Source organism: Maridesulfovibrio ferrireducens (genome assembly GCF_016342405.1).
Lineage (GTDB): Bacteria > Desulfobacterota > Desulfovibrionia > Desulfovibrionales > Desulfovibrionaceae > Maridesulfovibrio > Maridesulfovibrio ferrireducens_A.
Window position 1 is genome coordinate 41,182 of record NZ_JAEINN010000012.1, and the last position, 21,866, is coordinate 63,047.

21 protein-coding genes are annotated in these 21,866 nt (G+C 42.7%); 10 read left to right on the top strand and 11 right to left on the bottom strand.

Annotated elements, in window-relative coordinates; all coding sequences use genetic code 11:
- Window positions 1–431: 431 nt before the first annotated feature.
- From JEY82_RS13260 to pdxA, 5 genes are all read left to right on the top strand, one after another.
- Complete coding sequence (locus JEY82_RS13260; RefSeq protein WP_304086186.1) at window positions 432–920, top strand: NUDIX hydrolase; 489 nt, start codon at window positions 432–434, stop codon at window positions 918–920.
- Between the two features lie 20 nt (window positions 921–940).
- Complete coding sequence (gene glgA, locus JEY82_RS13265) at window positions 941–2,389, top strand: glycogen synthase GlgA (RefSeq protein ID WP_304086189.1); 1,449 nt, start codon at window positions 941–943, stop codon at window positions 2,387–2,389.
- An 8-nt stretch (window positions 2,390–2,397) separates the two neighbouring features.
- Window positions 2,398–2,601, top strand: a complete 204-nt coding sequence (locus tag JEY82_RS13270) for a hypothetical protein (protein WP_304086191.1) — start codon at window positions 2,398–2,400, stop codon at window positions 2,599–2,601.
- A gap of 6 nt (window positions 2,602–2,607) precedes the next feature.
- Window positions 2,608–4,506, top strand: a complete 1,899-nt coding sequence (glgB, locus tag JEY82_RS13275) for a 1,4-alpha-glucan branching protein GlgB (protein ID WP_304086193.1) — start codon at window positions 2,608–2,610, stop codon at window positions 4,504–4,506.
- Window positions 4,507–4,766: 260 nt separating this feature from the next.
- Complete coding sequence (gene pdxA / locus JEY82_RS13280; RefSeq protein ID WP_304086196.1) at window positions 4,767–5,750, top strand: 4-hydroxythreonine-4-phosphate dehydrogenase PdxA; 984 nt, start codon at window positions 4,767–4,769, stop codon at window positions 5,748–5,750.
- A 165-nt stretch (window positions 5,751–5,915) separates the two neighbouring features.
- Here the strand turns inward: pdxA and gmhB are convergent, their stop codons facing one another.
- The 8 genes from gmhB to JEY82_RS13320 form a co-directional block, all read right to left on the bottom strand.
- Entirely contained in the window at window positions 5,916–6,449 is a 534-nt protein-coding gene (gmhB, locus tag JEY82_RS13285; RefSeq protein ID WP_304086199.1) for a D-glycero-beta-D-manno-heptose 1,7-bisphosphate 7-phosphatase, read from the bottom strand.
- Window positions 6,450–6,551: 102 nt separating this feature from the next.
- Window positions 6,552–7,352 carry a tetratricopeptide repeat protein gene (locus JEY82_RS13290; RefSeq protein ID WP_304086201.1) on the bottom strand — a complete coding sequence of 267 codons (801 nt, stop codon included), beginning with the start codon at window positions 7,350–7,352 and terminating at the stop codon, window positions 6,552–6,554.
- 32 nt (window positions 7,353–7,384) lie between these two features.
- Window positions 7,385–8,509, bottom strand: coding sequence for a glutamine-hydrolyzing carbamoyl-phosphate synthase small subunit (carA, locus tag JEY82_RS13295; protein WP_304086203.1), 1,125 nt, complete (start codon window positions 8,507–8,509; stop codon window positions 7,385–7,387).
- Window positions 8,506–9,249, bottom strand: coding sequence for a 3-deoxy-manno-octulosonate cytidylyltransferase (gene kdsB / locus JEY82_RS13300; RefSeq protein ID WP_304086205.1), 744 nt, complete (start codon window positions 9,247–9,249; stop codon window positions 8,506–8,508). Before kdsB ends, carA begins: the two co-directional genes overlap by 4 nt.
- Window positions 9,250–9,261: 12 nt before the next feature.
- Complete coding sequence (locus tag JEY82_RS13305; RefSeq protein ID WP_304086208.1) at window positions 9,262–10,539, bottom strand: 3-deoxy-D-manno-octulosonic acid transferase; 1,278 nt, start codon at window positions 10,537–10,539, stop codon at window positions 9,262–9,264.
- A 60-nt stretch (window positions 10,540–10,599) separates the two neighbouring features.
- Entirely contained in the window at window positions 10,600–11,508 is a 909-nt protein-coding gene (locus JEY82_RS13310) for a D-alanine--D-alanine ligase (protein WP_304086210.1), read from the bottom strand.
- Entirely contained in the window at window positions 11,474–12,076 is a 603-nt protein-coding gene (locus JEY82_RS13315; RefSeq protein WP_304086214.1) for a phosphohydrolase, read from the bottom strand. Before JEY82_RS13315 ends, JEY82_RS13310 begins: the two co-directional genes overlap by 35 nt.
- 233 nt (window positions 12,077–12,309) lie before the next feature.
- Window positions 12,310–12,600 (bottom strand): hypothetical protein, encoded by a 291-nt coding sequence (locus JEY82_RS13320; RefSeq protein WP_304086216.1) that lies wholly within the window; start codon window positions 12,598–12,600, stop codon window positions 12,310–12,312.
- A gap of 321 nt (window positions 12,601–12,921) precedes the next feature.
- Here JEY82_RS13320 and JEY82_RS13325 point away from each other — a divergent pair, with 321 nt between their 5' ends.
- Window positions 12,922–13,239 carry a TusE/DsrC/DsvC family sulfur relay protein gene (locus JEY82_RS13325; protein WP_092162078.1) on the top strand — a complete coding sequence of 106 codons (318 nt, stop codon included), beginning with the start codon at window positions 12,922–12,924 and terminating at the stop codon, window positions 13,237–13,239.
- Between the two features lie 125 nt (window positions 13,240–13,364).
- On the opposite strand, the gene corA is transcribed toward JEY82_RS13325, so the two are convergent.
- The 3 genes from corA to JEY82_RS13340 form a co-directional block, all read right to left on the bottom strand.
- Window positions 13,365–14,429, bottom strand: a complete 1,065-nt coding sequence (gene corA, locus JEY82_RS13330) for a magnesium/cobalt transporter CorA (protein ID WP_304086220.1) — start codon at window positions 14,427–14,429, stop codon at window positions 13,365–13,367.
- Window positions 14,430–14,484: 55 nt separating this feature from the next.
- Window positions 14,485–15,522 carry a TIGR00341 family protein gene (locus tag JEY82_RS13335; RefSeq protein ID WP_304086223.1) on the bottom strand — a complete coding sequence of 346 codons (1,038 nt, stop codon included), beginning with the start codon at window positions 15,520–15,522 and terminating at the stop codon, window positions 14,485–14,487.
- A gap of 119 nt (window positions 15,523–15,641) precedes the next feature.
- Window positions 15,642–17,972, bottom strand: a complete 2,331-nt coding sequence (locus tag JEY82_RS13340) for a mechanosensitive ion channel family protein (protein WP_304086224.1) — start codon at window positions 17,970–17,972, stop codon at window positions 15,642–15,644.
- A gap of 299 nt (window positions 17,973–18,271) precedes the next feature.
- On the opposite strand from JEY82_RS13340, the gene JEY82_RS13345 reads away from it, so the two are divergent.
- The 4 genes from JEY82_RS13345 to JEY82_RS13360 all read left to right on the top strand — a co-directional run bounded on the left by JEY82_RS13345 (window position 18,272) and on the right by JEY82_RS13360 (window position 21,865).
- Window positions 18,272–19,696, top strand: coding sequence for a sigma-54-dependent Fis family transcriptional regulator (locus JEY82_RS13345; RefSeq protein ID WP_304086228.1), 1,425 nt, complete (start codon window positions 18,272–18,274; stop codon window positions 19,694–19,696).
- A 229-nt stretch (window positions 19,697–19,925) separates the two neighbouring features.
- On the top strand, window positions 19,926–20,228 hold the full coding sequence (locus JEY82_RS13350) for a hypothetical protein (RefSeq protein WP_304086230.1): 303 nt from the start codon (window positions 19,926–19,928) through the stop codon (window positions 20,226–20,228).
- A 19-nt stretch (window positions 20,229–20,247) separates the two neighbouring features.
- Window positions 20,248–20,589: a hypothetical protein gene (locus tag JEY82_RS13355; RefSeq protein WP_304086231.1), complete on the top strand. Its 342-nt coding sequence runs from the start codon at window positions 20,248–20,250 to the stop codon at window positions 20,587–20,589.
- Window positions 20,590–20,623: 34 nt separating this feature from the next.
- Window positions 20,624–21,865, top strand: coding sequence for a KamA family radical SAM protein (locus tag JEY82_RS13360; RefSeq protein WP_304086234.1), 1,242 nt, complete (start codon window positions 20,624–20,626; stop codon window positions 21,863–21,865).
- The last annotated feature ends 1 nt before the right edge of the window (window position 21,866 follow it).

Sequence of the window (21,866 nt, forward strand, 5' to 3'; positions counted from 1 at the left end):
CAGATCTGGCCGATTGTGATATATCGTTTTTGGTAGTTCAAAAAATTAAACCAAGATCCCTTTGAAATCGGTGTTTTTATAATGCGAGTATAAAAAATTTAACTTTTTCCATGTTTGGTAAAAATGTCTTTTATATTTAAAATGACATATATTTAGGTATGTTAGCGTATGTTTTGGGTTTCTATAATTTTTGGCACGCGAGTTGCTATATTTAAATCACCTTCATTCTTTTGCTGAGATTAATATCGAAAAACAGGCTCCGTCGGATACCACCGACGGGGCCTTTTTCGTTTATGTCGTTTGTCTTGTTTTCTTTCTTAGAAATAAACCGTATTCTCTTGTCATGAAAAAACATATGCGTTAATAATTATAAGGAATTACCAAATGTAAGAATTCCTGTTTTTGGTGACATAAAATTAAGGTTGTTGTGTATGCTTGGTTCGAAACCGTGTCCTCATTGCGGTAATGATGTTGTTCTTTACCGTAATCCGGTCCCTACTGTAGATATTATTATATATGATCCTTGTAAGGGGGTTGTATTAATTGAGAGGAACAACCCCCCGCTGGGGTGGGCTTTACCCGGTGGGTTTGTTGACTATGGCGAAACACTTGAACATGCTGCTGTTCGTGAGGCGAAAGAAGAAACCAGTCTAGACGTTGTACTTACTGGTCTGGTCGGAGTCTTTTCCATGCCTTGCCGCGATGACAGACAACATACAATAAGCATTACATACAGCGCTGTTGCGCGTAATCCGCAGGGGCTTAAAGCTGGAGATGATGCAGGAGCAGCCCGTTTTTTTCAGTTGGACGATCTTCCTGAATTAGTTTTTGATCATAGTGACATTTTGAATGAATTTTCGGTTAAAGTGCTTTCGTTGCAAGTTTCGGCTTCGATTGGAAATTCTGTTGAGCAGGTATAAAATCATAGGGAGTTTGGCCCATGCACGACGTTTTGTACGTAACTTCGGAAATGTATCCTTTTTCTAAAACTGGTGGACTTGGTGACGTTATGGGAGCTTTGCCTCCCTGTGTTCACGAAAAAGGTGTTAATGCCGCTGTTATCACCCCTTTTTATGGACGGATGAATCTGGACGGGCATAAACTCAGACTTGTTTATTCGGATTTACATGTGGGATATCCCTGGCCGTCAACGACTGCTGAAATATATCAGACAGACTACGATGGAATGCCTGTCTATTTTGTAGCCAGAGGTGAATATTTTGATCGTCGCTATTACTACAATACTCATAACGGCGACTATTTTGATAATTGCGAAAGATTTATTTTCTTTTGTAAAACTGTTTTGAAATGGGCAAGACTTCTGCCCAGTCCTCCGGCCGTGATACATTCACATGACTGGCAGTCAGCACTAGTTCCTCCTTATTTACATTTCGAACGAGCCCGTGATTCTTTCTGGAAAAATACTAAGTCGGTTTCAACGATTCATAATCTTGCTTTTCAGGGGCGTTTTTCCGAAAGGCTTTTTCACGAATCAGGGCTTCCGGTTGAAGCATGGTCCATGCACGGAGCAGAATTTTATGGTGATTTTAATATGCTCAAAGCCAGCATTGCCTACAGCGACGCAGTTACAGCCGTCAGCCCTACCTATGCAGAAGAAATTTTAGGACCTGAATTTGGTTGTGGGCTCGAAGGTTTTTTAAGAAGTAACAGTGGTAAAATCGAAGGAATTCTGAACGGGGCTGACTATAATGTCTGGGATCCTTGCGAAGATAAGTTTTTGCCATGCTGTTACAGTGCTGAGGATATTCGCGGTAAACAGCAATGCAAGCAGAGCATGCTGCGTGAATTTTATATGTCTGATCAACTTGAAGACAAACCTGTCTTTGGATTCATAGGGCGTTTGAGAGATCAGAAGGGTGTTGACCTGCTCATTGACATCATTCCGAAGCTGATGGAAAAAGATGTAGGTCTTATTGTGCTCGGTGAAGGCAATCTTGCTTACGAAGCACAGCTTCTTGAGCTTATGGAAGAGTATGCTGGAAAATTATGTGTTCAGGTCGGATATACCGAAAATCTGGCTCATGCGATTCAGGCCGGATCGGATATTTTTCTGATGCCCTCACGTTACGAACCATGTGGTTTGACCCAGATTTATGCCTTACGATTTGGAACGCCTCCTGTTGCCACAGCTGTTGGCGGGCTGTGTGATACTATTACTCCCTATCCTTCCAAAGAAGCAACGGGATTCACCTTTGCGGAATCAGACGCGGATTTATTTTTTGAAGCGATTGAACAGGCTATAGCTGTCTGGCATGACAGAGAAGAGTGGGAAAAAATGGTCAAACGGGCTATGCGGAAAGAGTTCACATGGGATCGTTCGGCTGATGAGTATATTAAATTGTATCGCAAACTCGGCGCGAGAATTTAGGAAAAATTATGTCACAAGAATTGATAGCGGATTTAGCTGAAAGGCTTAATGTAAAAGTTGAAGGTTTAAGTCTTATTGAATCCGTCAGAAAGCTTCAGAGAGTTGAAGGCAATTTTGATTGTTTCGCAAGGGCGGCAAGCGGTTTTTGCGATCAGAAAGATTGTTTATTTTATATTGAATGCCTCCAGAATTCCCGAAAATCAAAGGACTGATGCTTCATGCCTGAAACTTTACCTGTCTACATAGCCCCTTTTGATTTGTTCCTGTTCGGGAAAGGTGAGCACTGGGATCTTTACCGTATTCTCGGAGCTCATTTTGATGTGCAGGATAAACAGGAAGGGTATCGTTTTGCCGTGTGGGCACCGAATGCCCGCAATATTTATGTCGCCGGAGATTTCAATAACTGGGATAGCCGCGCGAATCAGTTATATCCTGTCGGCGTGTCCGGTATCTGGGCGGGATTTGTGCCGGATGTTGTGCCCGGTCAGATGTATAAATATCAGGTAGTTCAAAGTGACGGGCGAGAAGTAACTAAGACAGATCCTTTTGCTTTTCGTTCCGAGATGCGTCCCGGGCATGCCGCTGTTACATGGGGGTTAGAAAATTATGAGTGGACAGACGACTCATGGATGACAAAGCGCCGCAACGACGGATTGCCTCTTGATAAACCCATGTCCTGTTATGAAGTTCACCTCGGTTCATGGCGCAGAGATAACTGGGATTACCGTACCTATCGCCAGTTGACGGAAGAGCTTATTCCTTATGTAAAAGATATGGGATTTACTCATATTGAACTGATGCCTATAGCCGAACATCCTCTTGATGAATCGTGGGGATATCAGACCAGTCATTATTTTTCTCCGACTTCACGGCATGGAACGCCTGATGATCTCAGATACTTTATTGATAAATGTCATCAGGAAGGAATCGGGGTCATTCTGGACTGGGTTCCCGGACATTTTCCAAAAGATGAATGGGGGCTTGGGCGTTTTGACGGTACAGCCCTTTATGAGCATGCTGACCCTCGTAAAGGTGAGCATCCTGACTGGGGAACATATATTTTTAATTTCGGTCGTCATGAAGTCTGCAACTTCCTACTGACCAACGCGCTCTACTGGCTCAAAGAGTTTCATATTGACGGGCTTCGTATCGATGCAGTGGCTTCCATGCTATATCTGGATTATTCTAGAAAAGATGGAGAATGGGTAGCCAATGAGCATGGCGGTAACGAGAATATTGAAGCTATCCAGTTGTTTAAGCAGCTCAATACTGTTGTTCATGACCAGTTCCCCGGCGCAATGATGATTGCTGAAGAATCAACATCATGGCCCGGAGTTTCAAGGCCTGTTTATACCGGTGGTCTTGGATTTACTTTCAAGTGGAATATGGGGTGGATGAATGACACGCTTGATTATGTGAGCAAAAGTCCTATTCATCGTGCGTATCATCACAACAGTTTAACTTTTTCTATGATTTATGCTTTCAGCGAAAATTTTGTTCTGCCGCTTTCACATGATGAAGTTGTGCATGGCAAAGGTGCTCTTTTGTCTAAAATGCCCGGTGACACTTGGCAGCAGATGGCTAATTTGCGTTTGCTTTTCAGTTATCAGTGGGCGCATCCCGGCAAAAAGTTATTATTCATGGGTTGCGAGTTCGGGCAGTGGAATGAATGGGATTGCCGCAAAGAATTGGACTGGCTGTTGCTAGGGTTTCCTGCACATCAAGGAATACGCAATACCGTTACTGATTTGAACCGGACAATGCGTGAAAATCCCGCCATGTATAAGCAGGATAACGACTGGTCAGGGTTTGAATGGGTAGATTTCAGCGATTTCAAATCTTCTACCATCAGTTTTTTACGTAAAAATGATGGCGACAGGCCCATTCTCTGGATTTTTAATTTCACTCCGGTGGTACGGTCCGGTTATTGTCTCGGTTGTCCACAGGGCGGAAGGTGGAAAGAAATATTTAATTCGGATGCAGAAATATACGGCGGCTCCAATGTCGGTAATGTCGGCGAAGTCGTAGCCAAGAAGGCCGGAGATATCGGATCTTTTCCATATTATCTGGAACTGACCTTGCCACCGCTCGGTGCTATTGCTTTACGGCCTGAGTAATTTGCAAGTTTGCTGGATTGTGCTTTCGTAGGCCTCCGGCGTCCAAAGGGCCCGCGGCCCTCTGGATTCCCTTTTAAAGGGAGGGGCTTTAGGTGCAGTTTTGGTTTTTAAAAGTGAGTAAAGTTAATTTACGGGGGGAGCTTTCTTTAGGAAAGTTTCTCCCTCTTTTTGTGCTCTTGCTAACTGTTTTGAAATAGTATTGGATAAGCGGGTGTTAAGTAATTTCCTAAAAGTATTTAAATAAAAATTCAGGTGATAATATGAAAAAAAATATATGTATAACTCTTGGTGATCCAAACGGGTTGGGGCCTGAACTTGTTTGCAGGTCATTTTCTGGACGTAAACCGGAGCGTGTTTTTTTGATGGTTGGTCCTGCGAACAGTTTGGAATACCATTTGGAGCAGCTTGGACTTGATCCTTTTTATGAGGAAATCGATGATCCCGCAAAGATTGTCGGGGCGAAGGCGGGATATTATCATTATTGTCCTGAGAAATTAAAAGATTTTAAGCTGAATGTCGGCGTCGCGGACCCTGAGGGAGGGCGTGGTGCCGGTGAAGCTTTGGAGACCGCAGTTCAATTGCTTGAGGATAAAATAGTTTATGGGCTTGTTACCTGCCCGTTAAATAAGGCTATGTTGCAGTTGGCTGGATTTGATTTCCCGGGTCATACGGAATTTTTGGCGGAACGGTCAGGTGCAGGGCGTGAAAATGTCTGCATGCACCTTGGCGGACCGAAGTTGAAAGTAAGTCTTGTTACGACTCATCCAAAGTTTGTTGATATTCCTGCTTTAATTACCAAAGAAAGAATTTTGCGTTGTCTTGATTTGACAGATCAACTTGTGAAGTCGCTCGGCCTTGAAAAGCCTATTGCAGTGTGCGGTCTCAATCCTCATGCTGGAGAATCAGGTCGAATCGGTCGCGAAGAAATCGATATTATCGAACCCGCTATTAAGGAAGCGAATGCGAAAGGGCTAAATGTCGAAGGTCCGTTTCCCGGTGATACAATTTTTTACTTTGCCGCGCAGGGTGCGTATAGCGCAGTCCTTGCCATGTATCACGATCAAGGTTTGGCTCCGCTCAAGCTTCTGCATTTCAGTGAAGCAGTAAATATTACGTTGGGATTGCCTTATCCGAGAACTTCACCCGATCACGGCACTGGTTATGACATAACCGGAACCGGAAAAGCGTCACTAGACAGCTTTAAAGCAGCACTGGAAACAGCTGGAAAAATGGTTGACGCATAACCTACTGAAATATGTTTTCCTAATAAATATTTTATTAAAAAGAATTAGTTAGTAATCTCTTACTTAAAATATTCCCCTAAAAAAGGGTGTGCAGAGGGCCGCGGGCCCTTTGCCCGCCGGAGGCAAAATCTTTGTTTTCAGCGCCGCAGGCCTAACAAGCACAATCTACCTATTTATAATAAATTCAGCCGCACGAAGTAAATCATCTGCTATGTATGTGGCTTTACCTTCGCACTGAGGCTCTTCTTTTAACCCTTTGCCTGTGCGGACAAGGATTGTGCTGGCTCCTTTGGCTAACCCGAGTTCTATGTCACAGATCTTGTCGCCTATTACGTAGCAATCTGTAGGATTCATTTTAAAATCTTTTATTGCGTTGTCGAACATTCCCGGAGCGGGTTTGCGGCAATTGCAATTTTGTTCAGGCGCATGTGGACAGTGATATATTGCATCGAATTTAATTCCGCTTTTAGACAGCATTTTTTTCATTCTGTTGTTGACCGCGTTCATGTCATCTTCTGAATAATATCCGCGTCCTATTCCTGATTGGTTCGTGACGACTATCAGACCGAATCCGGCATCCTGCATTAGTTTAAGCCCGTCTTCGGCATTGGGCAGGATCTCAACACCTTCGGGATCACTTAGATAATGCTTGTCGACGATGATTGTGCCGTCCCGATCAAGAAGTATATATTTTTTCATTGTGCTTCCAATAGAAAAGCTCAAATCTTCACGTATGAAAATTTGAGCTTTTGTTGTTTCATTTTTTAAAAGCCCGGGCGGCTTAGTTACTGCTTGCAGATTTTAGCCGATTTTTTTGTTGGCAAATTTCAGCATTTTTTCAGCTTCAGCGAAACTGGGATTGATTTTGATTGCCTTTTTTGCGGCCTCGGCCATCTTATCCCATTTTTTCCAGTCATAATAAAGGCGACCACAGTTAAAGTAGAGATATTCATCCTTGTCGTTTAGTTGCAAGGCCTTGATGTAGTACTTTTCGGCTGTAGCAAAATCCTGCATTTTGCGAAGAACTATTCCGATACGGTTGTAAAGAAAGATTGCATTAGGATCATGTGCCAGAGCATCTTCAAGATAGCTGAGTGCTTCTGAGTAAAGGCCGGCTTTTATGAATTTATCAGCTATTTCTGAACGGAGTTCCGTATCATCTTTAAATTCACGGATTAACTGGTTGAAGGTAATATGAGCTTCGGGAACATCACCTTTCTCTATTTGGGCTTGTCCCTGTTCAAGAATATCTCTTTTCCTTTTTTCCATTGCTTTCAGGAGATCCTGAGCATTGGCGCTGACTTTTTCCTGCAACTCTTTTAAGAGTTCGCGCAAAACTTCCATCAGGACTTTTTCTTCACCGTGCGTATAATTGATGATCAGCGGATAATCTTCGCGCAGTTTTTTATCACCATTAAGAATGTGCACAGTGCTGTCGAGCAGTTCTTGAAATTCTTCCCTCTCAGACTTCATCAGTGAGCCGCGAAGCATTGCAACAACTGCATCATATACAGCCTGAACCGCTGCCATAGCTTTTTGTTGTTTTAAAAGGCTTGAGACTCCGGCCAGTTTTTTCCTGGCATTGGTAAGTTCACCGGACATATTATTCTCCGAAGTTATGTTTTAGGAGAGAGTTATTTACCAAGAGCTTCTTTTACCAGATTGCGGAATCTGGCGAAGAAATACTCACTGTCGCGTGGACCGGGAGCTGCTTCCGGGTGAAACTGAATTGCAATTATCGGTTTTGATTTATGTGCAAATCCTTCCAATGTTTCATCGTTAAGATTTTTATGAGTCATTATAAGATCTGAACATTCAGAAATGTCAACGCAAAAACCGTGATTCTGTGAAGAAATCTCGATTTTCTGGGATTCCATGTCCAATACAGGCTGGTTGCAGCCATGATGCCCGAATTTTAACTTAAAAGTTTTTCCACCTAGTGCAAGTCCGAGAAGCTGGTGACCTAGGCAGATACCGGCAGTCGGAAAATCCTGACAAAGGGCGCGCACTGTTTTGATAGCGTGGTCCAGAACTCCGGGATCACCGGGGCCGTTGGAAAGGAATATGGCATCGGGACCCAGATCGCGAATTTGTTTTTCGCTGTAGCTTGAAGGAACAGAAAGAACTTCAAAACCTTGATCTTCGAGAAGGCGCAGAATGTTCCATTTAACACCATAATCAATAAGTACGAGTTTAGGGCCTTTGCCGCTCCACTTATATCCGGATGTCACATCAACAGGAACAGGTTTATTCTCTCTCCAAGCATAGCAGGAGGTTGAAGTTACCTGATCTACCAGATTACGGCCTTCCATTGTAGGAATTTTTTTAGCTTTTTCTACAAGCTTGGCGGGATCGGTTTCTTCGGTTGAGATAATTCCGCGCATGGCTCCGTTGATACGGAGATGGCGTGTCAGAGCGCGGGTATCAATCCCTTCAATCCCTATAACGCCTGCTTCTTTAAGGTAGTCGGGCAGAGATATAACTGATCGCCAGTTAGAGGGCTTTTTGCAACATTCTTTAACAATAAATCCAGCGACGTGGACTTTGGAAGACTCGTTGTCTTCCTTTGTTATTCCATAGTTGCCGATAAGCGGATAGGTCATACAGACCATCTGTCCTGTGTATGAAGGGTCTGTGAGAACTTCCTGATATCCGGTCATGCCGGTGTTGAAGATGGTCTCACCGCCCGTTTCACCGGGGCCTGTGAAGGATGTTCCTTCAAACCAAGTTCCGTCTTCAAGTGCCAGAATGGCTTTCATATTTGTTCCCTCTCAAGAATCTTTATGGCTGTATCCAAATCTTCGGGACGGTCTACTCCGTGACAGGAGTGTCCTGTAACCGTGACATGGATGGATATTCCGTTGTCCAGCAGCCTGAGCTGTTCTAGCCTTTCCCTTTGTTCAAGCGGGGATCCAGGCAGGCTGGCGAATGTTTCAAGGGCTTCCATGCGGAAGCCGTATAGGCCGATGTGTAACAAATATTCTCCTTTCCCATCATGAGAGAAGGGTATGGGAGAACGGGAAAAATATAGTGCTCTGTTGTCTTTTGCAAGCGCGACTTTTACCCTGTCAGGGGAAAGAGCTTCCTTTGCGCTTATTGGAGAGGCAAGGGTTGTTACTCTTACATTTTTATCAGTAAAAGGGCTTACCAATTCAGAGAGCATTTCCGGGGCAAGACAAGGTTCGTCTCCTTGAATATTTACCACAACTGAATCTTTAGGGATATTTAATTTTCTCGCTGCTTCCAGTACTCTGTCGGTTCCGCTTGTGTGCGTATCGGCAGTCATTATGGCCGGAACTCCTAGTTTTTCCGCCGCATCCATTATGATAGAGCTGTCTGTTGCGAGGACAACTTGTGCCATTTCAGGGCACTTGCTCGCTTTGTTCCAGACATGCCAGAACATGGGTTTTCCGCAAATGTCAGCCAGTGGCTTACCCGGAAAACGGCTGGATTCGTAGCGAGCCGGAATTATTCCGAAACATCCTGATATTGTATTCATGCGTTAAAGTCCTTACGACAGATTCCGGTTTATGGCTTCGCAGGCCATTTTTGTTCCGCCGCGCATATCTTCAAGAAAAGCTTCAAAATGGTTTTTAACTTTTTCAGGCTTTACTGTTTTTTTGCTGATTTCCAGTAATTCGTGCAGAACTCCTTCCCAGTCCTGTGCTTGTCTGGCAAGTTTGTTCTCAAAAATTTCGTTGCCGATCCAAGCGAAATTGGACCAGAACGGGCCTATTACCGGAGTTACACCGTATGCCAGTGGTTCGAGAAAGTTTTGTCCGCCAACGGGAGCAAGGCTGCCTCCGATAAAAGCAGCGCGTGCCAGAGAGAAGGCTGAGAACATTTCCCCAAAGACATCCCAGAGAACAATATGTCCGAAGGGCACAGTGTTTTCAATTTCTGAACGGAGAATCCATGGAAGACCTTTTTCGTTCAACATTTTTTTCCAAGCTTCGATCCGGTGCATATGACGCGGGAAAAGTCCTATGACTGTTTTAGGTCTTTCTTTTTTCAGTGCGACTGAAATATTTAAGACTTGAGATTCTTCTTCTTTCCGGACCGAACCCAGTATTATGAAAGGTGTTTTCGGTTTGAAAATACTGGAAAGAGGATTTGAGATATATGGAATTATTTCCGCTGTGGCCGTGCTGTCGAATTTAATATTAGGCATCAAACTGACTTTGTCTATTTCAAACAAAGTTTTGAATCTGTTCGCATCATCCGGAGATATTGCAAGAATTTCTTCCGGTGCAATGAGCTTGAAAAATGAAGGGCATGTCATGTATCCGGCAAGGCTTTTCGTGGTCATTCTTGCATTAATGATGATTACTTTTATTCCGAGATCTTTACATGCCATAAGGAATCCTGGCCAGATTTCTGTTTCCAGAAGTACCACCAGTTTCGGATTAACTGCCTTTAACGCCTTTGTTGCCAAACTGGGCATATCAAAGGGAAAGTAGGTTGCCGTCGCAGAAACATTGCGCGAATTCGGGGTCAGCCTGTATGCTGTCCGTTCAAGCTCAGAAAATCCTTGTGAAGTGTTGGTGGTTAAGAGAAATCTAGTTGGTTTGTCAGGAGAAATGTGATCCATAATCCGTGTTGCAAGCTTTGCTTCTCCGGCTGAGGCTGCTTGAATCCATACATCTGCCTTTGGCGGAAGGCTGTGTTTCAGAGTTCTGCGGTCAAACCCTTCACGTAGTCTTTCGTTTCGATGCAGAAAAGGCAAAGCGGCTTTCCATCCGAGGTCGTAGACAAACGAGGCTGTCTTAAGCTTGAGCGATTTTGGCATGTGGTGATCCTGACTTTTCGTTTCTTGAACTTGCCGTTTCGGCATACCCGTTGAAATAAATTACTTTTGCCTGCTTAGTCCCAGTTCGATGAGTTTTTCAATCAGCTTGCTGAATGAGTACCCGGCAGCCTTTGCAGCTCTTGGAACAAGACTTGTCGGAGTCATCCCCGGGAGTGTATTTACTTCCAGAATATAGGGAACTCCATTTGAAATTATAAAATCAGCTCTGCTGTATCCGCTAAGACCAAGAAGTGTATGTGCTTTCAGAGTGATTTCTTTAATTTTATCTGTGAGCTTTTCTTCTATCGGTGCGGGGCAGACTTCTTTCGCTCCGTCAAGGGCGTATTTACTGTTATAGTCAAAGAACTGTGCTTTGTCAGGAGGAGTAATGAGGATAAGCGGTAACGGCTCGTTGTCTAGAATCGCGCATGTTACTTCAATTCCTTTGATATATTCTTCCACCAGTGCGCTGTCACCCATGCTGAAAACTTTTTCAATTCCGCTCTGCATGTCCTGCGCGTTTTGGGCAAAAGTCATACCGAGGCTTGATCCGCCTGAATTAGGTTTAATAAAAACAGGGGGGCTAAGTTTTTCTATTCCGTTGCATCCTTCTGCGTCACAAATTAATTCCCATTTGGGACTGAGAATAGAGTTTGCATCAAAAATTGTTTTGGTGGCAGCTTTGTTCAGAGTCAGGAAAGAGCTTTCCGGTCCAGAACCTTGGTACGGGCAGGATGTCCGGTTCAGCATTGCCTGAATAAGTCCGTCTTCTCCCGGTGATCCGTGAAGATTAATAAAAGCAAAATCAGCTTTGTTCGCGCGGGCCATCAGGTTGCTGAAGTCCTGTGCGGGGTCCAGTAAGTCTACTTCGTGTCCAAGTTCAAGCAGGGCACTGTGAATGCCTTTTGCTCCGCTCAGAGACACTTCCCGTTCGTCAGACCAGCCGCCCGCTATCAAAAGAACACGCATTAAGGTCAACTCCAAGTAGGTTTTCAAGCCGTTGTTCGAGAACTAAGGCTTGTTCATATGTTTGCTGAATTCTCTGTTTGATTTTTTCCGTTTTTCCATATCTCACAGATAAATCGCCGAATCTTTTTTTAAGTGATGTCAGGTTGTCGTGCATAACTCGTTTGTCGCTGTAACTGACGACAAGCGGAAGAAAATATTTGTCAGCATCGGGTTCAAACGGCCAGAAAACGTGATGCAGTACGCCCATTGCAATGACCGGATTTCCGGTTAAGTGCATGGTCCAGGCTGCGCCAAGTTGACTATGGTTGCCGCCGTACAGAATTGAATAGCTTTTTGCAATATCATGCATCAGCGCAGATGCCTGAATGGTTGGAACGTGTACGGGGATTCCTGCCTGTTCTGCGATCAAAGCAATGGATACAGCCACTTTTGCGACCTGCGTACTGTGTGCTTTGATATTATCAAACATGTCATAGTCTTCCCAATGCTGCATGCACTCGGAGGCCGTAGGAACAGACCATGAAGGGTCGGATTTAACTGGCAAAGGAGGCGTTAAACAGGATTCCATTGGCGGATACCCGGGGGATGGTTTTTTAGGTGATTTTATCTTGTTGATATTATTCATAAAATTTAAGAGTTGTCTTTTGAAGGCTGAAACTTCCCTCCATTACCATTTTGCATTAAAAAAGGCAAAGCCTCGATTTGCAGTAAATCGGGGCTTTGCCGGAAAAACATTCTATAATCCGGCATGAAAATCATTTTGCATGCGATAGAAAATTTATTTTAAGCAATGAGTGGTTATTAAGAAATATCTTCTTGAAGGAGCGGATCTGAGAGCAGTCTCATAACTCTTGCAAGATCAAAATCATGAGCTTCATTAATTCCGCCGCCTTGTGCGTTTGCTTCAACAGTTTTTTCAAGAAGCAGTTCCGGATTCACGTCTTGAGCTTTAACACCGGATCTCAAGTTTGCAGAAATGGTATCAATATTCTGGTCCCGTGTTTGAATCGGGCCGGAATTATTTTGTTTAGAAGTGATGTGTTCATTTCTGATTGGCGTATTTAAGATCTCTTTACCAAAACTGATTTCCATTTTTCATTCCTCCTGATTATATATTCAGCATTAAGCAAATTTTGTTCCTCTGAAAAAAAAGTCTTATATTGTTGAACGTTGTGTTTTTGTGGGAGGACAAAACTTCCATATAAAATGGTAAGGTGGGAAAAAAAGGGAGGGGTAAAATAAAATAAAAGAGGAACAGTAATGAAATTTCCCTTGAATTTTTTTTTCCTAGGTTTTATCTGGGAAACAGGTACTTGATGCAGGGGCCGCAAATGTTAAGTTTGAGGAAGTGCATTATATCCTGAAAGTTTAAGCTGTTAACAGTTTTTACTATTAATTTTTAAGGAGGTATACATGGCAAACGTTGAATTTGAAGGTAAGAGTTTTGAGGTTGATGAGGATGGATTTTTGCTAAAGTTTGAAGAGTGGACTCCCGAATGGGTTGATTACTGTAAAGCTGGCGAAGGTATTAAAGAACTGAATGAAGAGCATCAGAAAGTTCTCGATTTCTTGCAGGATTACTACAAGAAAAACGGGATTGCTCCCATGGTTCGTATTCTTTCCAAAGTTACAGGCTACAAACTGAAGCACATTTATGAGTTGTTTCCTTCCGGTCCTGGTAAGGGAGCTTGTAAAATGGCTGGCCTTCCAAAGCCGACTGGTTGCGTTTAGTACAACAGTAAATTTGGTTTGTGAGTTGCGAGATAGTCATGTTGGCTGTTTCGCTTTGTTCCAAAGTCAGAAAAACCCTCGGGCATTGGGTCCGGGGGTTTTTTTGTGATGAATGTTATACCTGTTTAAATCCATTTTCTTTTTTTAAAATAGAATAACATTCCGACTGCAACGACAGCCATCACTCCTAATAGAACGTGGTAACCATATTTATAATGAAGTTCAGGCATCGACTCGAAATTCATGCCGTATATTCCGGCAAGAAAAGTAAGTGGAATAAAAATTGTCGCAAAAATAGTCAGAAATTTCATGATTTCGTTCAACTTGTTACCAATAGCCATGTTATATGTACTGAATAGGTCTGCGAGCATTTCTTTATATATTTCAGCAGAGTCTACAGCCTGTTCTTCAAGGCTGGCGAGGTCTCGCAGGTAGGGCATTGTTTCAGGATTAATAATTTCTGAATCTAGATTTTTAAGTTTGGATATAATTTCTCTGACCGGGCGAACAGCTTTGCGTACGTATGCAATTTCACGCCGGTATAAGTTTATTTCTTCTAAAAGTTCCGGTACGGGATTCTCCAGTACTTCTTCTTCCATATCTTCAATTCTTTCACCCATCTTTTCAATGACTTTCAGATAGTTTTCCAAAACGCAGTCTAAAAGAGCATATAATAAATAATCTGTTCCGCGAGTTCTTATTTTCCCACTTGGTTTGGTAATTCTGTTCCTAACTGGTTCAAAGACATCGCCGGGCCTTTCTTGGAAAGTGATCAGATAATTGGGGGTAAGAATTGCGCTTAATTGTTCAGACCAGACTTCAGTTTGATCCTTGTTTAAAAAAAGCATCTTCATAGTAATAAACAGATGATCTTGATATTCTTCAATTTTAGGGCGCTGTCCGGTGTCTTGAATGTCTTCAAGCATCAGGGAGGAGAGGTCAAACTTCTCTCCGACTTTTTTGATCAATTCAGAATCATGGAGGCCGTCAATATTGAGCCAGCTGGTCGTATTTGTCTCTTTAATCGGGCCTACTTCATCGATTTCTTTAATGAATTCTTTTCGCAACTTTTGCGAATCATAATCAATGATTCGTAAACGGGGTTCATCCATTCTTTGCTGTCCGATGAAAATAAGTGAACCGGGAGATTGTCCTGCTTTTTTGTCGAAATTTTTAAGAAATCTTGCCATGGATTCTTACCTGTGTGTTTGAATTTTGAATCGTTTTGAGTTTTATAATTCAAAGTTATCGGATGATTCTGAAATATAGAAGCAGTACAAGGATTGTCAGCATAAGGCCCCATAGAAGGGCCATACGAATTGCTGTAACCTTGGCCCGTTCACGTTCCCACCAAGTCAAGGGTTGAATTCCTTGGAGCAAGAATGTCACTACACCTGCTAAATTCAGGCATATTATGTTTGCGATAAAAAGAAGGCCGGCGCCTGCAGCGAGTGTCGTTTGTCCTGCACCTAAAAAGATGCCACAGGCGCTGAGAGGAGGAAGAAGCGACAAAGCAACCATCACTCCGACGAGGGAAGTAGGAACGCCCAGTGTAAAGGATATTATTCCGGCTGCTCCGGAAACAATAGCTAAAATTATATCTGAAAAACTGGTGGTGCTTCTTAACATCAGTTCAGAAGATATTTCCGGCAGTCCAAGAGAAAAACCTGCGCAAAGGGATATAAAAAAAGCAAGAGCAATACCAACAATAAGTGTTTTGGATGACTCCAGTGCCAGTTTGCCGTCACCAAGAGTTGTAGCTAACGATAGGCCTACATTCGGTCCCAGAAGGGGAGCTAGGACCATCGCGCCTATAATTACAGCCACGTTGTCTCGCATAAGTCCGATAACTGCTACTAGTGATGAAAAAAGAACAAGCATTACGTAGCTTTTTGACATTACGGAGGTATCTAAAACATCTGAATACAATTCTTCGCGGCTTATTCTGTTCTTTCGTTTAGCTGCATCGTTTTCGGCGTTTTCTCCGTTTGGATTGACGGATATTTCTTCTTTGACCGGTACTTTCAATCTAGGAATTGTTGCTTCGGCAGAAAAAACAATAATACGATACTTCTCAGTCCATGAAAAAAGATTTTCAAGCTTATCCAGAACATTTTCTGACTCTTGGACATCAAGTACGACTCTAAATGTCAGAGCTGTTTCATCGTCTAAAGGAGATGCCCAGAAAACATATCCTTCATCGGGGCGATGTTCTTCAAGAGATTTGACAACCTCGTCCTTGTCCTCGCGGGGGGTAACTATCTCTATTACTCGCAAAGGCATTATCTTTTTCTCCCTGCGCTTTTTCAAAACTTCATGACACGATAAAAACAAGCGAAGCATAGCATGACGCATTCGTTAAAGTATATGCTCTGGACGTCTATCTTCGTATAAAGAAGGAATTAAGAAAGGTTGCCGCCGGCATCTTTGTTTTTACCCAGCACATCAGCGAGGGCCTGACTGCTTTTAAGGTGAAGATCCACTTGCGGGAACGCAATTTCAATGCTGTCGCGTCTGAAATATCTGTCTATGGCAAAGCGAAGTTCGGAGATTGTTTTGATAGTGTTATCAATGTCATCTATCCATACACGCAGTATAAAGTCGAGGCTGCTTGATCCGAAATCATTAAAGTGAACATACGGTTCAGGCTTACTAAGAACATGGGGATTTTCATTCGCAACTTCAAGCAATGTTCTTCTGACTCTGTCTGTATCCGAGCCGTAGGCTACACCGACCAATATATCGCGGCGGAGTATTGAATTATTTTTAGTCCAATTGGTAACCTGATTGGTAACAAGGTCGGAATTGGGAATCATGATTACCGCATTTTCGAAGGTTTCTACCAGAGTGGTACGTATGTTGATGTTTTTGACTGTGCACCAGAGACTGTTTAATTCAATGACATCGCCTTGCTGGATGGATCTGCCGAATAGTAAAATAAGGCCGCTGATAAAGTTGTTTACAATATTTTGAAGTCCGAAACCTATACCGACACTGAGTCCCCCGGCGATGACGGCTATACTTGTAAGGTTCAAGCCAAGAATGCGCATAGCCAAAAGCGCAAACAGCGTCCAGATTCCATAGGAAAACAAAGTTTGCATTGAAGGAACTGCGCCTCGTTTACCTCTGGGCCATTTTCGCCCGACAAGCTCGATGGAAACCTTGAAGGCTGAAACGCTGTGCTTGGTCATGAAGAAAAGAACAAATACAGATACAATATTTCCAATGGATATTGAATAGCCATCCCAGCCTGTGTTCATAGCTAAAACATCCAGCACAGTGCTTTGTCCGAAAAAGCCGACCAGCCAGAAGTATGCGATGCTGAACGCAATTGCCCATCCTAAGGGGACCGCCAAGCTGCGAACCAGCCCTTTAAATAGCTTCACATTTTTTTCAGTACTCAAAAACAGAATTTGCCCCCAGAGCATTCCGAAAGAGCGAATAAATATGCCCAGACTCCAGAGGATAGCCAGGAAGCATGCCAGTCTGCCAAATCCGAAAAAAGAAATAACTAATAAAGGGCTAAGAAAACTACTTTTCTTCGTAGAATCGAGTAGTCCTTGAAAGCGTCTTTTTTTCCATGCCGATGCAGAATTTAGAAACCATGAGGACACGAGGAATCCTAAAAAAAATAAAGTGACCCATTTACTGGGTACATGAAGAGCCAGCAGAAAAGAACTGAGTGTAAACAGGACAGCGGTTCTTGAACGTCCGCTGGTAAGTATAAAATTGTCTGTGCATATGTATTTAGAAATTTTCAATACCGATATGAAAAAAAGGCCGAAAGCAAGTATTTCCAAGGATTCCATTGTGGAAGGGAACGTTATCCTTGTCGCTACATATAAGGCAAAGCCGAAAAGAGAAGCGATAAACAGTGATTTGATTTTAAACTGGTTATCTCCCAGTACTTCGTGCCAGTTTACTTGTCTTTCTACAAAACTTTTCAGCGCCAACCCTGCTAAAATTAAAATTGCAAAGAGAGATAAATGCCTTAAAGCTTTTTCATCATAACTATCAAGAGCACTCTGGAATTCAGAACTTTTGATAGTCCACCAATTGTTATTCTGGAAGGATGTGCTCCAGAAAACAGGGCTGAATACTGGATTTTTCCCTACTAATAAATAGGAACTCCATAACTGCAACAGGTTATGTTTTTCCCCCTGTTCAAGCTTGTCCAGACGTTTAAGTACACGGTTTCCCTCTGTTAACAATGAGCCAATTTTTGAGAGTTGTTTTTTAGACTTAAATCGCAATTGGGAAATAGAGTTTATATTATTCCGATAAATAATTTTAAGCGAGTCGGGAGTTTCTGAGGGTATGGAAATGTTATCGAAAGAATTAATAACATCAATTCTGGAGACGCATTCTTCTTGAGCCTCTTGAAGCTTACTGAGTGTAGTTTTAATTTTTTCGCGTAGTTGGTAAAGATCATTTTTTACCTGTTTGCGATCTATCGGTGAACTTGTTGAGGCTCTTTCAGATATAAGAATATATTGAAAATGTTGCAGTGATTCTGCATATTTTTTCTGTGTTAGCATCAGTAGCAATTCAATTTGTGAGTAGGTTGCCAGTTCTTCGGCTTCAAATGTTTGAAAACTGTGAATCCGCTTTCTTAATAATTCAAGATTTTGATTCGTTTCGGCAAAAGTTGTGGAGCTAAGAGTCAGAGATATGGCGAGCACTGTAATTGTGCAATATATTAGTTTTTTAATGAGTGTTGAGTGTCTAGGCATATATTTCTTCTCCAGTTGATAGCTATCATTGGCGTAATATGATGTTTGTAAAGCTACGATTAACACGAATAATACGATCTTGTTGTTGGAATGTATATATGTAATTAAGTATATCTGTTTATTCCGTAGTTCCTTTTTCTGAGAGATTTGTTTTAATTATAGTGATTAATTTAAAATGAAATTGAGTTTTTTTTGAGTAGTCTTTTAGTGTGGGTAAGCATATTAGATTTTATACGTTTTAATCTCGGAAATATTTTATATATATTGGCCGGAGTTATTGTGGACGAGGGGAATATGTGATGCGCAATTATATGATTGTAACTTTGGATATATCGGCTCAGGCAGCTTTGGAAGAAATTCTAGCATCCTCGGGTGAGGGGAAATCCCTGACTGATATTGCTGCCGCTAGATCTGCTCTTGCGGTTAATCCTGCGGATGTTATTTTTGTTGATTACAATCTTCTTATGGAAGATTGTTCATTATATACTGATGGTATGAGTGCTATATGGCAAGGACACTCTGACGTTGAGATTGTTGTTCTTGTTATGCCGGATGATATTCGGCGTGCTGTTGATGTCATGAAGTCTGGAGCTGTTGATTATCTTACCTATCCTATTAATCCTGGTGAAGTTCAGGTTGTGCTTGAGCGGCTTGATAAGACGTTAATGCTCCATACAAAGCTGGATTATTTAAGAGACCAGTTTTGGAATGAAGACGCACTTCATGTCGTCAGAACAGACAGCATAGCCATGCGCGACGCTTTCGATAAAGTTCGCCAGATGGCTGGAACCAAAACGACAGTTCTTTTGACCGGTGAGACTGGAACCGGAAAAAGTCTTATAGCCAAACTTATTCATACACACAGTTCCAGAAAAAATGATCCTTTCGTAAGTGTTCATTGCGGAGCAGTGCCTGATACCCTTATCGAAAGCGAACTTTTCGGGCATGAGAAAGGAGCCTTTACCGGAGCAATCCGGCGTAAAATAGGTAAGTTCGGTCTTGCTGAGGGGGGAACTTTATTTCTTGATGAAATAGGGACAATCTCACAGTCTATGCAGATTAAGCTTCTGAATTTTCTTCAGGAGAGGACAATTCAGAGGGTTGGCAGTGATGAGTCAATCCCGGTTGATGTACGGATAATAGCCGCTACTAATGATAACCTTTGGGACATGTGTGAAAAAGGACTTTTTAGAAAGGATCTTTATTATCGCTTAAATGTGTTTCCGATTGAAATTCCGCCTCTTCGTGAGCGTAAGAGTGATATTCTGTCGTTTGCGGAAGCCTTTGTCAGTCATTTCAGCCTGCAACTTGGAAAGGATATAAAAGGTTTGCATCCGAAAGTGTTGGATGCCTTTCAGCGATATTCTTGGCCCGGAAATGTTCGGGAGCTTGAAAACTTGATTGAGCGGGCATGTATTCTTGAGAAAGATGATCGCATCAGTCTTTCCAGTATCCCTCAGGAGTTGTTTGGCCTTCTTCAAGGGGCAGAATGCAGTCGTCCTGACATTTCCATGGCGATCGGAAGGGCCAGACAGCTTGTTGTTGATAAGTTTGAGAAGGCCTACCTTTCCGAACTTCTTGAAGCTACGCACGGCAAGATAAAAGAAGCTGCGAAATGGGCTGGAATTACGCCCCGTCAGCTCCATAAATTAATGTCTCGTCATGGGCTGCAACGCAGAAGTTTTCGGCCTCCTGAAAAAAAAGGAACCGGCGCTTCACAGTAAATATTTTAGGAACTTTGAATTCACCTTTTTTAAGCTCTCTTCAAAGATCCTCCGTTTGGCCCGAACTCACCGATTACCCCCGTAATTAAGCTGTACTGATAGCTTTATAAGAACGAGATAAAAACGAGATAAGAACTTAAAGTTCCTATCTCGTTTTTTTTGTTTTATAAAAAAATAGTAAATACAGTTGTTTATGCGGTGGCATTGAATATGCTTTAGGTGGTTGAGCATGGTTTTTCTTGGAGGAGCGTGCATGGAAGAAAAGATGATAATACCCGAAACTGAAAAGGAAATCCTTGTCGGGGTGCTTATTCCGAGTGGTTGGAATGCTAGGTTCGACGTAATTAATCTTTCTCTTGCATGTGATGAAGAGAGAGAGGTGGGAATCGGAAATTTAGAAGAGCACCCGGAACTTTTTAATTTGCTTCGAAGACAAATAGAAGTCGCCGGAACAGTGATGAAGGACGGGGAGTTTGAAATCGTGAAAGTTGTTTCATTTAAAGTAGTAAGTGACAGCAATACAAACAAATAAAGAGTGGAAGGGATTGTTTATGAAAAAAGTGTGTAGCTCTTTGCTGTTTTTATGTCTTTTGTTGGCCTTCTCAGCAATAGCTATCGCCGCGGAAGCCCCCTCCGAAGATGAGGATATAACAATAGTCGGTGTAGTCATTTATATGGATGACGGAATTTTCATTGATGATGGAGCGCAGATACATCTTATGGTTGGAATGGATGATCCTCAATACGCTGGTTTAACCGTTGAAGTTATTGGTGAATCTTTGGCCGTTGATGGATCTCCGGCGATTAAAGTTAAAGTAATTTCTATTATAGATGAGCTTCCTCAGGAAGGCGAGTCTGGAAACAGCACAAACAGTATAAATATCAACGGCTGACAAAGCTGATGGTTTATAAATAAGGATAAAAAAAATGATTGAAATTGCTGAAAGTTCAGAATTGGAGCCTCCCCTTTCTCTGAACGCCTTTGCCAAGGTGTGGTCAGATGCAGGGATAGAAAAAAATGGTGCAGACTCCTCTCTTAAGGAATTCCGGAAACGCGTTTATCCAAGTGTTTCCGATAGAGAGTGGGACGACTGGCGTTGGCAAATAGCAAATAGGGTGAAGGACGTTGGCACCATAGAAAAAATTATTGGTGATTCAATGGCTGGTGCCATGCTTCTGAACAAGGGACTTCCTGCGGCGGTGACCCCTTATTATCTGGGAGTCGTAGCCTCTTCCGGTACAGCGGGGCTTCGGCGCTGTATAGAACCGACCGTACATGAATTTATGGCTGATACGAATGAAAGTGTCGATCCTCTCGGGGAGGAAGGGCACATGGTTGCTCCCGGATTAGTACATAGATATCCCGATCGTGTGTTGTTTCTGGTGACAGATTATTGTTCTACATATTGCCGTTATTGTACGCGTTCCAGGCTGGTCGGTAAAACTGGACGTCCTCATTCTATGAAGAAGTGGAAAAGTGCGATTGCGTACATTAAAAGAACTCCCGTTATACGTGATGTTCTTTTGTCAGGCGGAGATCCGCTGACTCTTCCGGATGAAAAGCTGGATTGGTTGTTGACTGAATTGCGCGCCATTCCACATGTGGAAATTGTCCGTATCGGAACTAAAGTACCGGCTGTTTTGCCTCAGCGCATTACTCCGGAATTAGTGGCAATGCTTAGAAAGCATCATCCGCTTTTCATGAGTTTACATTTTACTCATCCAGATGAGCTGACTGCTGAAACAGCAAAAGCATGTGCCATGTTGGCGGATGCAGGTATTCCACTGGGAAGTCAGACTGTTCTTTTGAAAGATGTGAATGATGATGTTGATACCATGAAAAAGTTGATGCAGGGACTACTCAAGGTCAGAGTTCGCCCTTATTACTTGTATCAGTGTGATCCGATACCCGGCTCAGCCCATTTCAGAACCCGGGTGGAAAAAGGTCTGGAAATTATACAGGGACTCAGAGGCCATACTTCCGGTTACGCAGTTCCCAATTATGTGATTGATGCTCCCGGAGGAGGAGGTAAAATTCCGCTTCTGCCTGAGTATTATGTGGGTAGAGATGAAAAAGGTGTTCTTCTTAGGAATTACGAAGGCAATATATACAATTACCCTGATCCAGAGCCGAATGCTGAAGCATGTCTTGGGTCATTGAGGGCATAAA

Bases quoted from the DNA above. Each gene is read 5' to 3' on its own strand.
- JEY82_RS13350 (WP_304086230.1), top strand. From the start codon at position 19,926: ATGGTTTTTCTTGGAGGAGCGTGCATGGAAGAAAAGATGATAATACCC.
- carA (WP_304086203.1), bottom strand. From the start codon at position 8,509: ATGAAAGCCATTCTGGCACTTGAAGACGGAACTTGGTTTGAAGGAACA.
- JEY82_RS13270 (WP_304086191.1), top strand. From the start codon at position 2,398: ATGTCACAAGAATTGATAGCGGATTTAGCTGAAAGGCTTAATGTAAAA.
- glgA (WP_304086189.1), top strand. From the start codon at position 941: ATGCACGACGTTTTGTACGTAACTTCGGAAATGTATCCTTTTTCTAAA.
- JEY82_RS13325 (WP_092162078.1), top strand. From the start codon at position 12,922: ATGGCAAACGTTGAATTTGAAGGTAAGAGTTTTGAGGTTGATGAGGAT.
- pdxA (WP_304086196.1), top strand. From the start codon at position 4,767: ATGAAAAAAAATATATGTATAACTCTTGGTGATCCAAACGGGTTGGGG.
- JEY82_RS13360 (WP_304086234.1), top strand. From the start codon at position 20,624: ATGATTGAAATTGCTGAAAGTTCAGAATTGGAGCCTCCCCTTTCTCTG.
- JEY82_RS13310 (WP_304086210.1), bottom strand. From the start codon at position 11,508: ATGCGTGTTCTTTTGATAGCGGGCGGCTGGTCTGACGAACGGGAAGTG.
- JEY82_RS13335 (WP_304086223.1), bottom strand. From the start codon at position 15,522: ATGCCTTTGCGAGTAATAGAGATAGTTACCCCCCGCGAGGACAAGGAC.
- gmhB (WP_304086199.1), bottom strand. From the start codon at position 6,449: ATGAAAAAATATATACTTCTTGATCGGGACGGCACAATCATCGTCGAC.
- JEY82_RS13305 (WP_304086208.1), bottom strand. From the start codon at position 10,539: ATGCCAAAATCGCTCAAGCTTAAGACAGCCTCGTTTGTCTACGACCTC.
- JEY82_RS13260 (WP_304086186.1), top strand. From the start codon at position 432: ATGCTTGGTTCGAAACCGTGTCCTCATTGCGGTAATGATGTTGTTCTT.
- JEY82_RS13290 (WP_304086201.1), bottom strand. From the start codon at position 7,352: ATGTCCGGTGAACTTACCAATGCCAGGAAAAAACTGGCCGGAGTCTCA.
- corA (WP_304086220.1), bottom strand. From the start codon at position 14,429: ATGGCAAGATTTCTTAAAAATTTCGACAAAAAAGCAGGACAATCTCCC.
- JEY82_RS13355 (WP_304086231.1), top strand. From the start codon at position 20,248: ATGAAAAAAGTGTGTAGCTCTTTGCTGTTTTTATGTCTTTTGTTGGCC.
- JEY82_RS13320 (WP_304086216.1), bottom strand. From the start codon at position 12,600: ATGGAAATCAGTTTTGGTAAAGAGATCTTAAATACGCCAATCAGAAAT.
- JEY82_RS13340 (WP_304086224.1), bottom strand. From the start codon at position 17,972: ATGCCTAGACACTCAACACTCATTAAAAAACTAATATATTGCACAATT.
- kdsB (WP_304086205.1), bottom strand. From the start codon at position 9,249: ATGAATACAATATCAGGATGTTTCGGAATAATTCCGGCTCGCTACGAA.
- JEY82_RS13315 (WP_304086214.1), bottom strand. From the start codon at position 12,076: ATGGAATCCTGTTTAACGCCTCCTTTGCCAGTTAAATCCGACCCTTCA.
- glgB (WP_304086193.1), top strand. From the start codon at position 2,608: ATGCCTGAAACTTTACCTGTCTACATAGCCCCTTTTGATTTGTTCCTG.
- JEY82_RS13345 (WP_304086228.1), top strand. From the start codon at position 18,272: ATGCGCAATTATATGATTGTAACTTTGGATATATCGGCTCAGGCAGCT.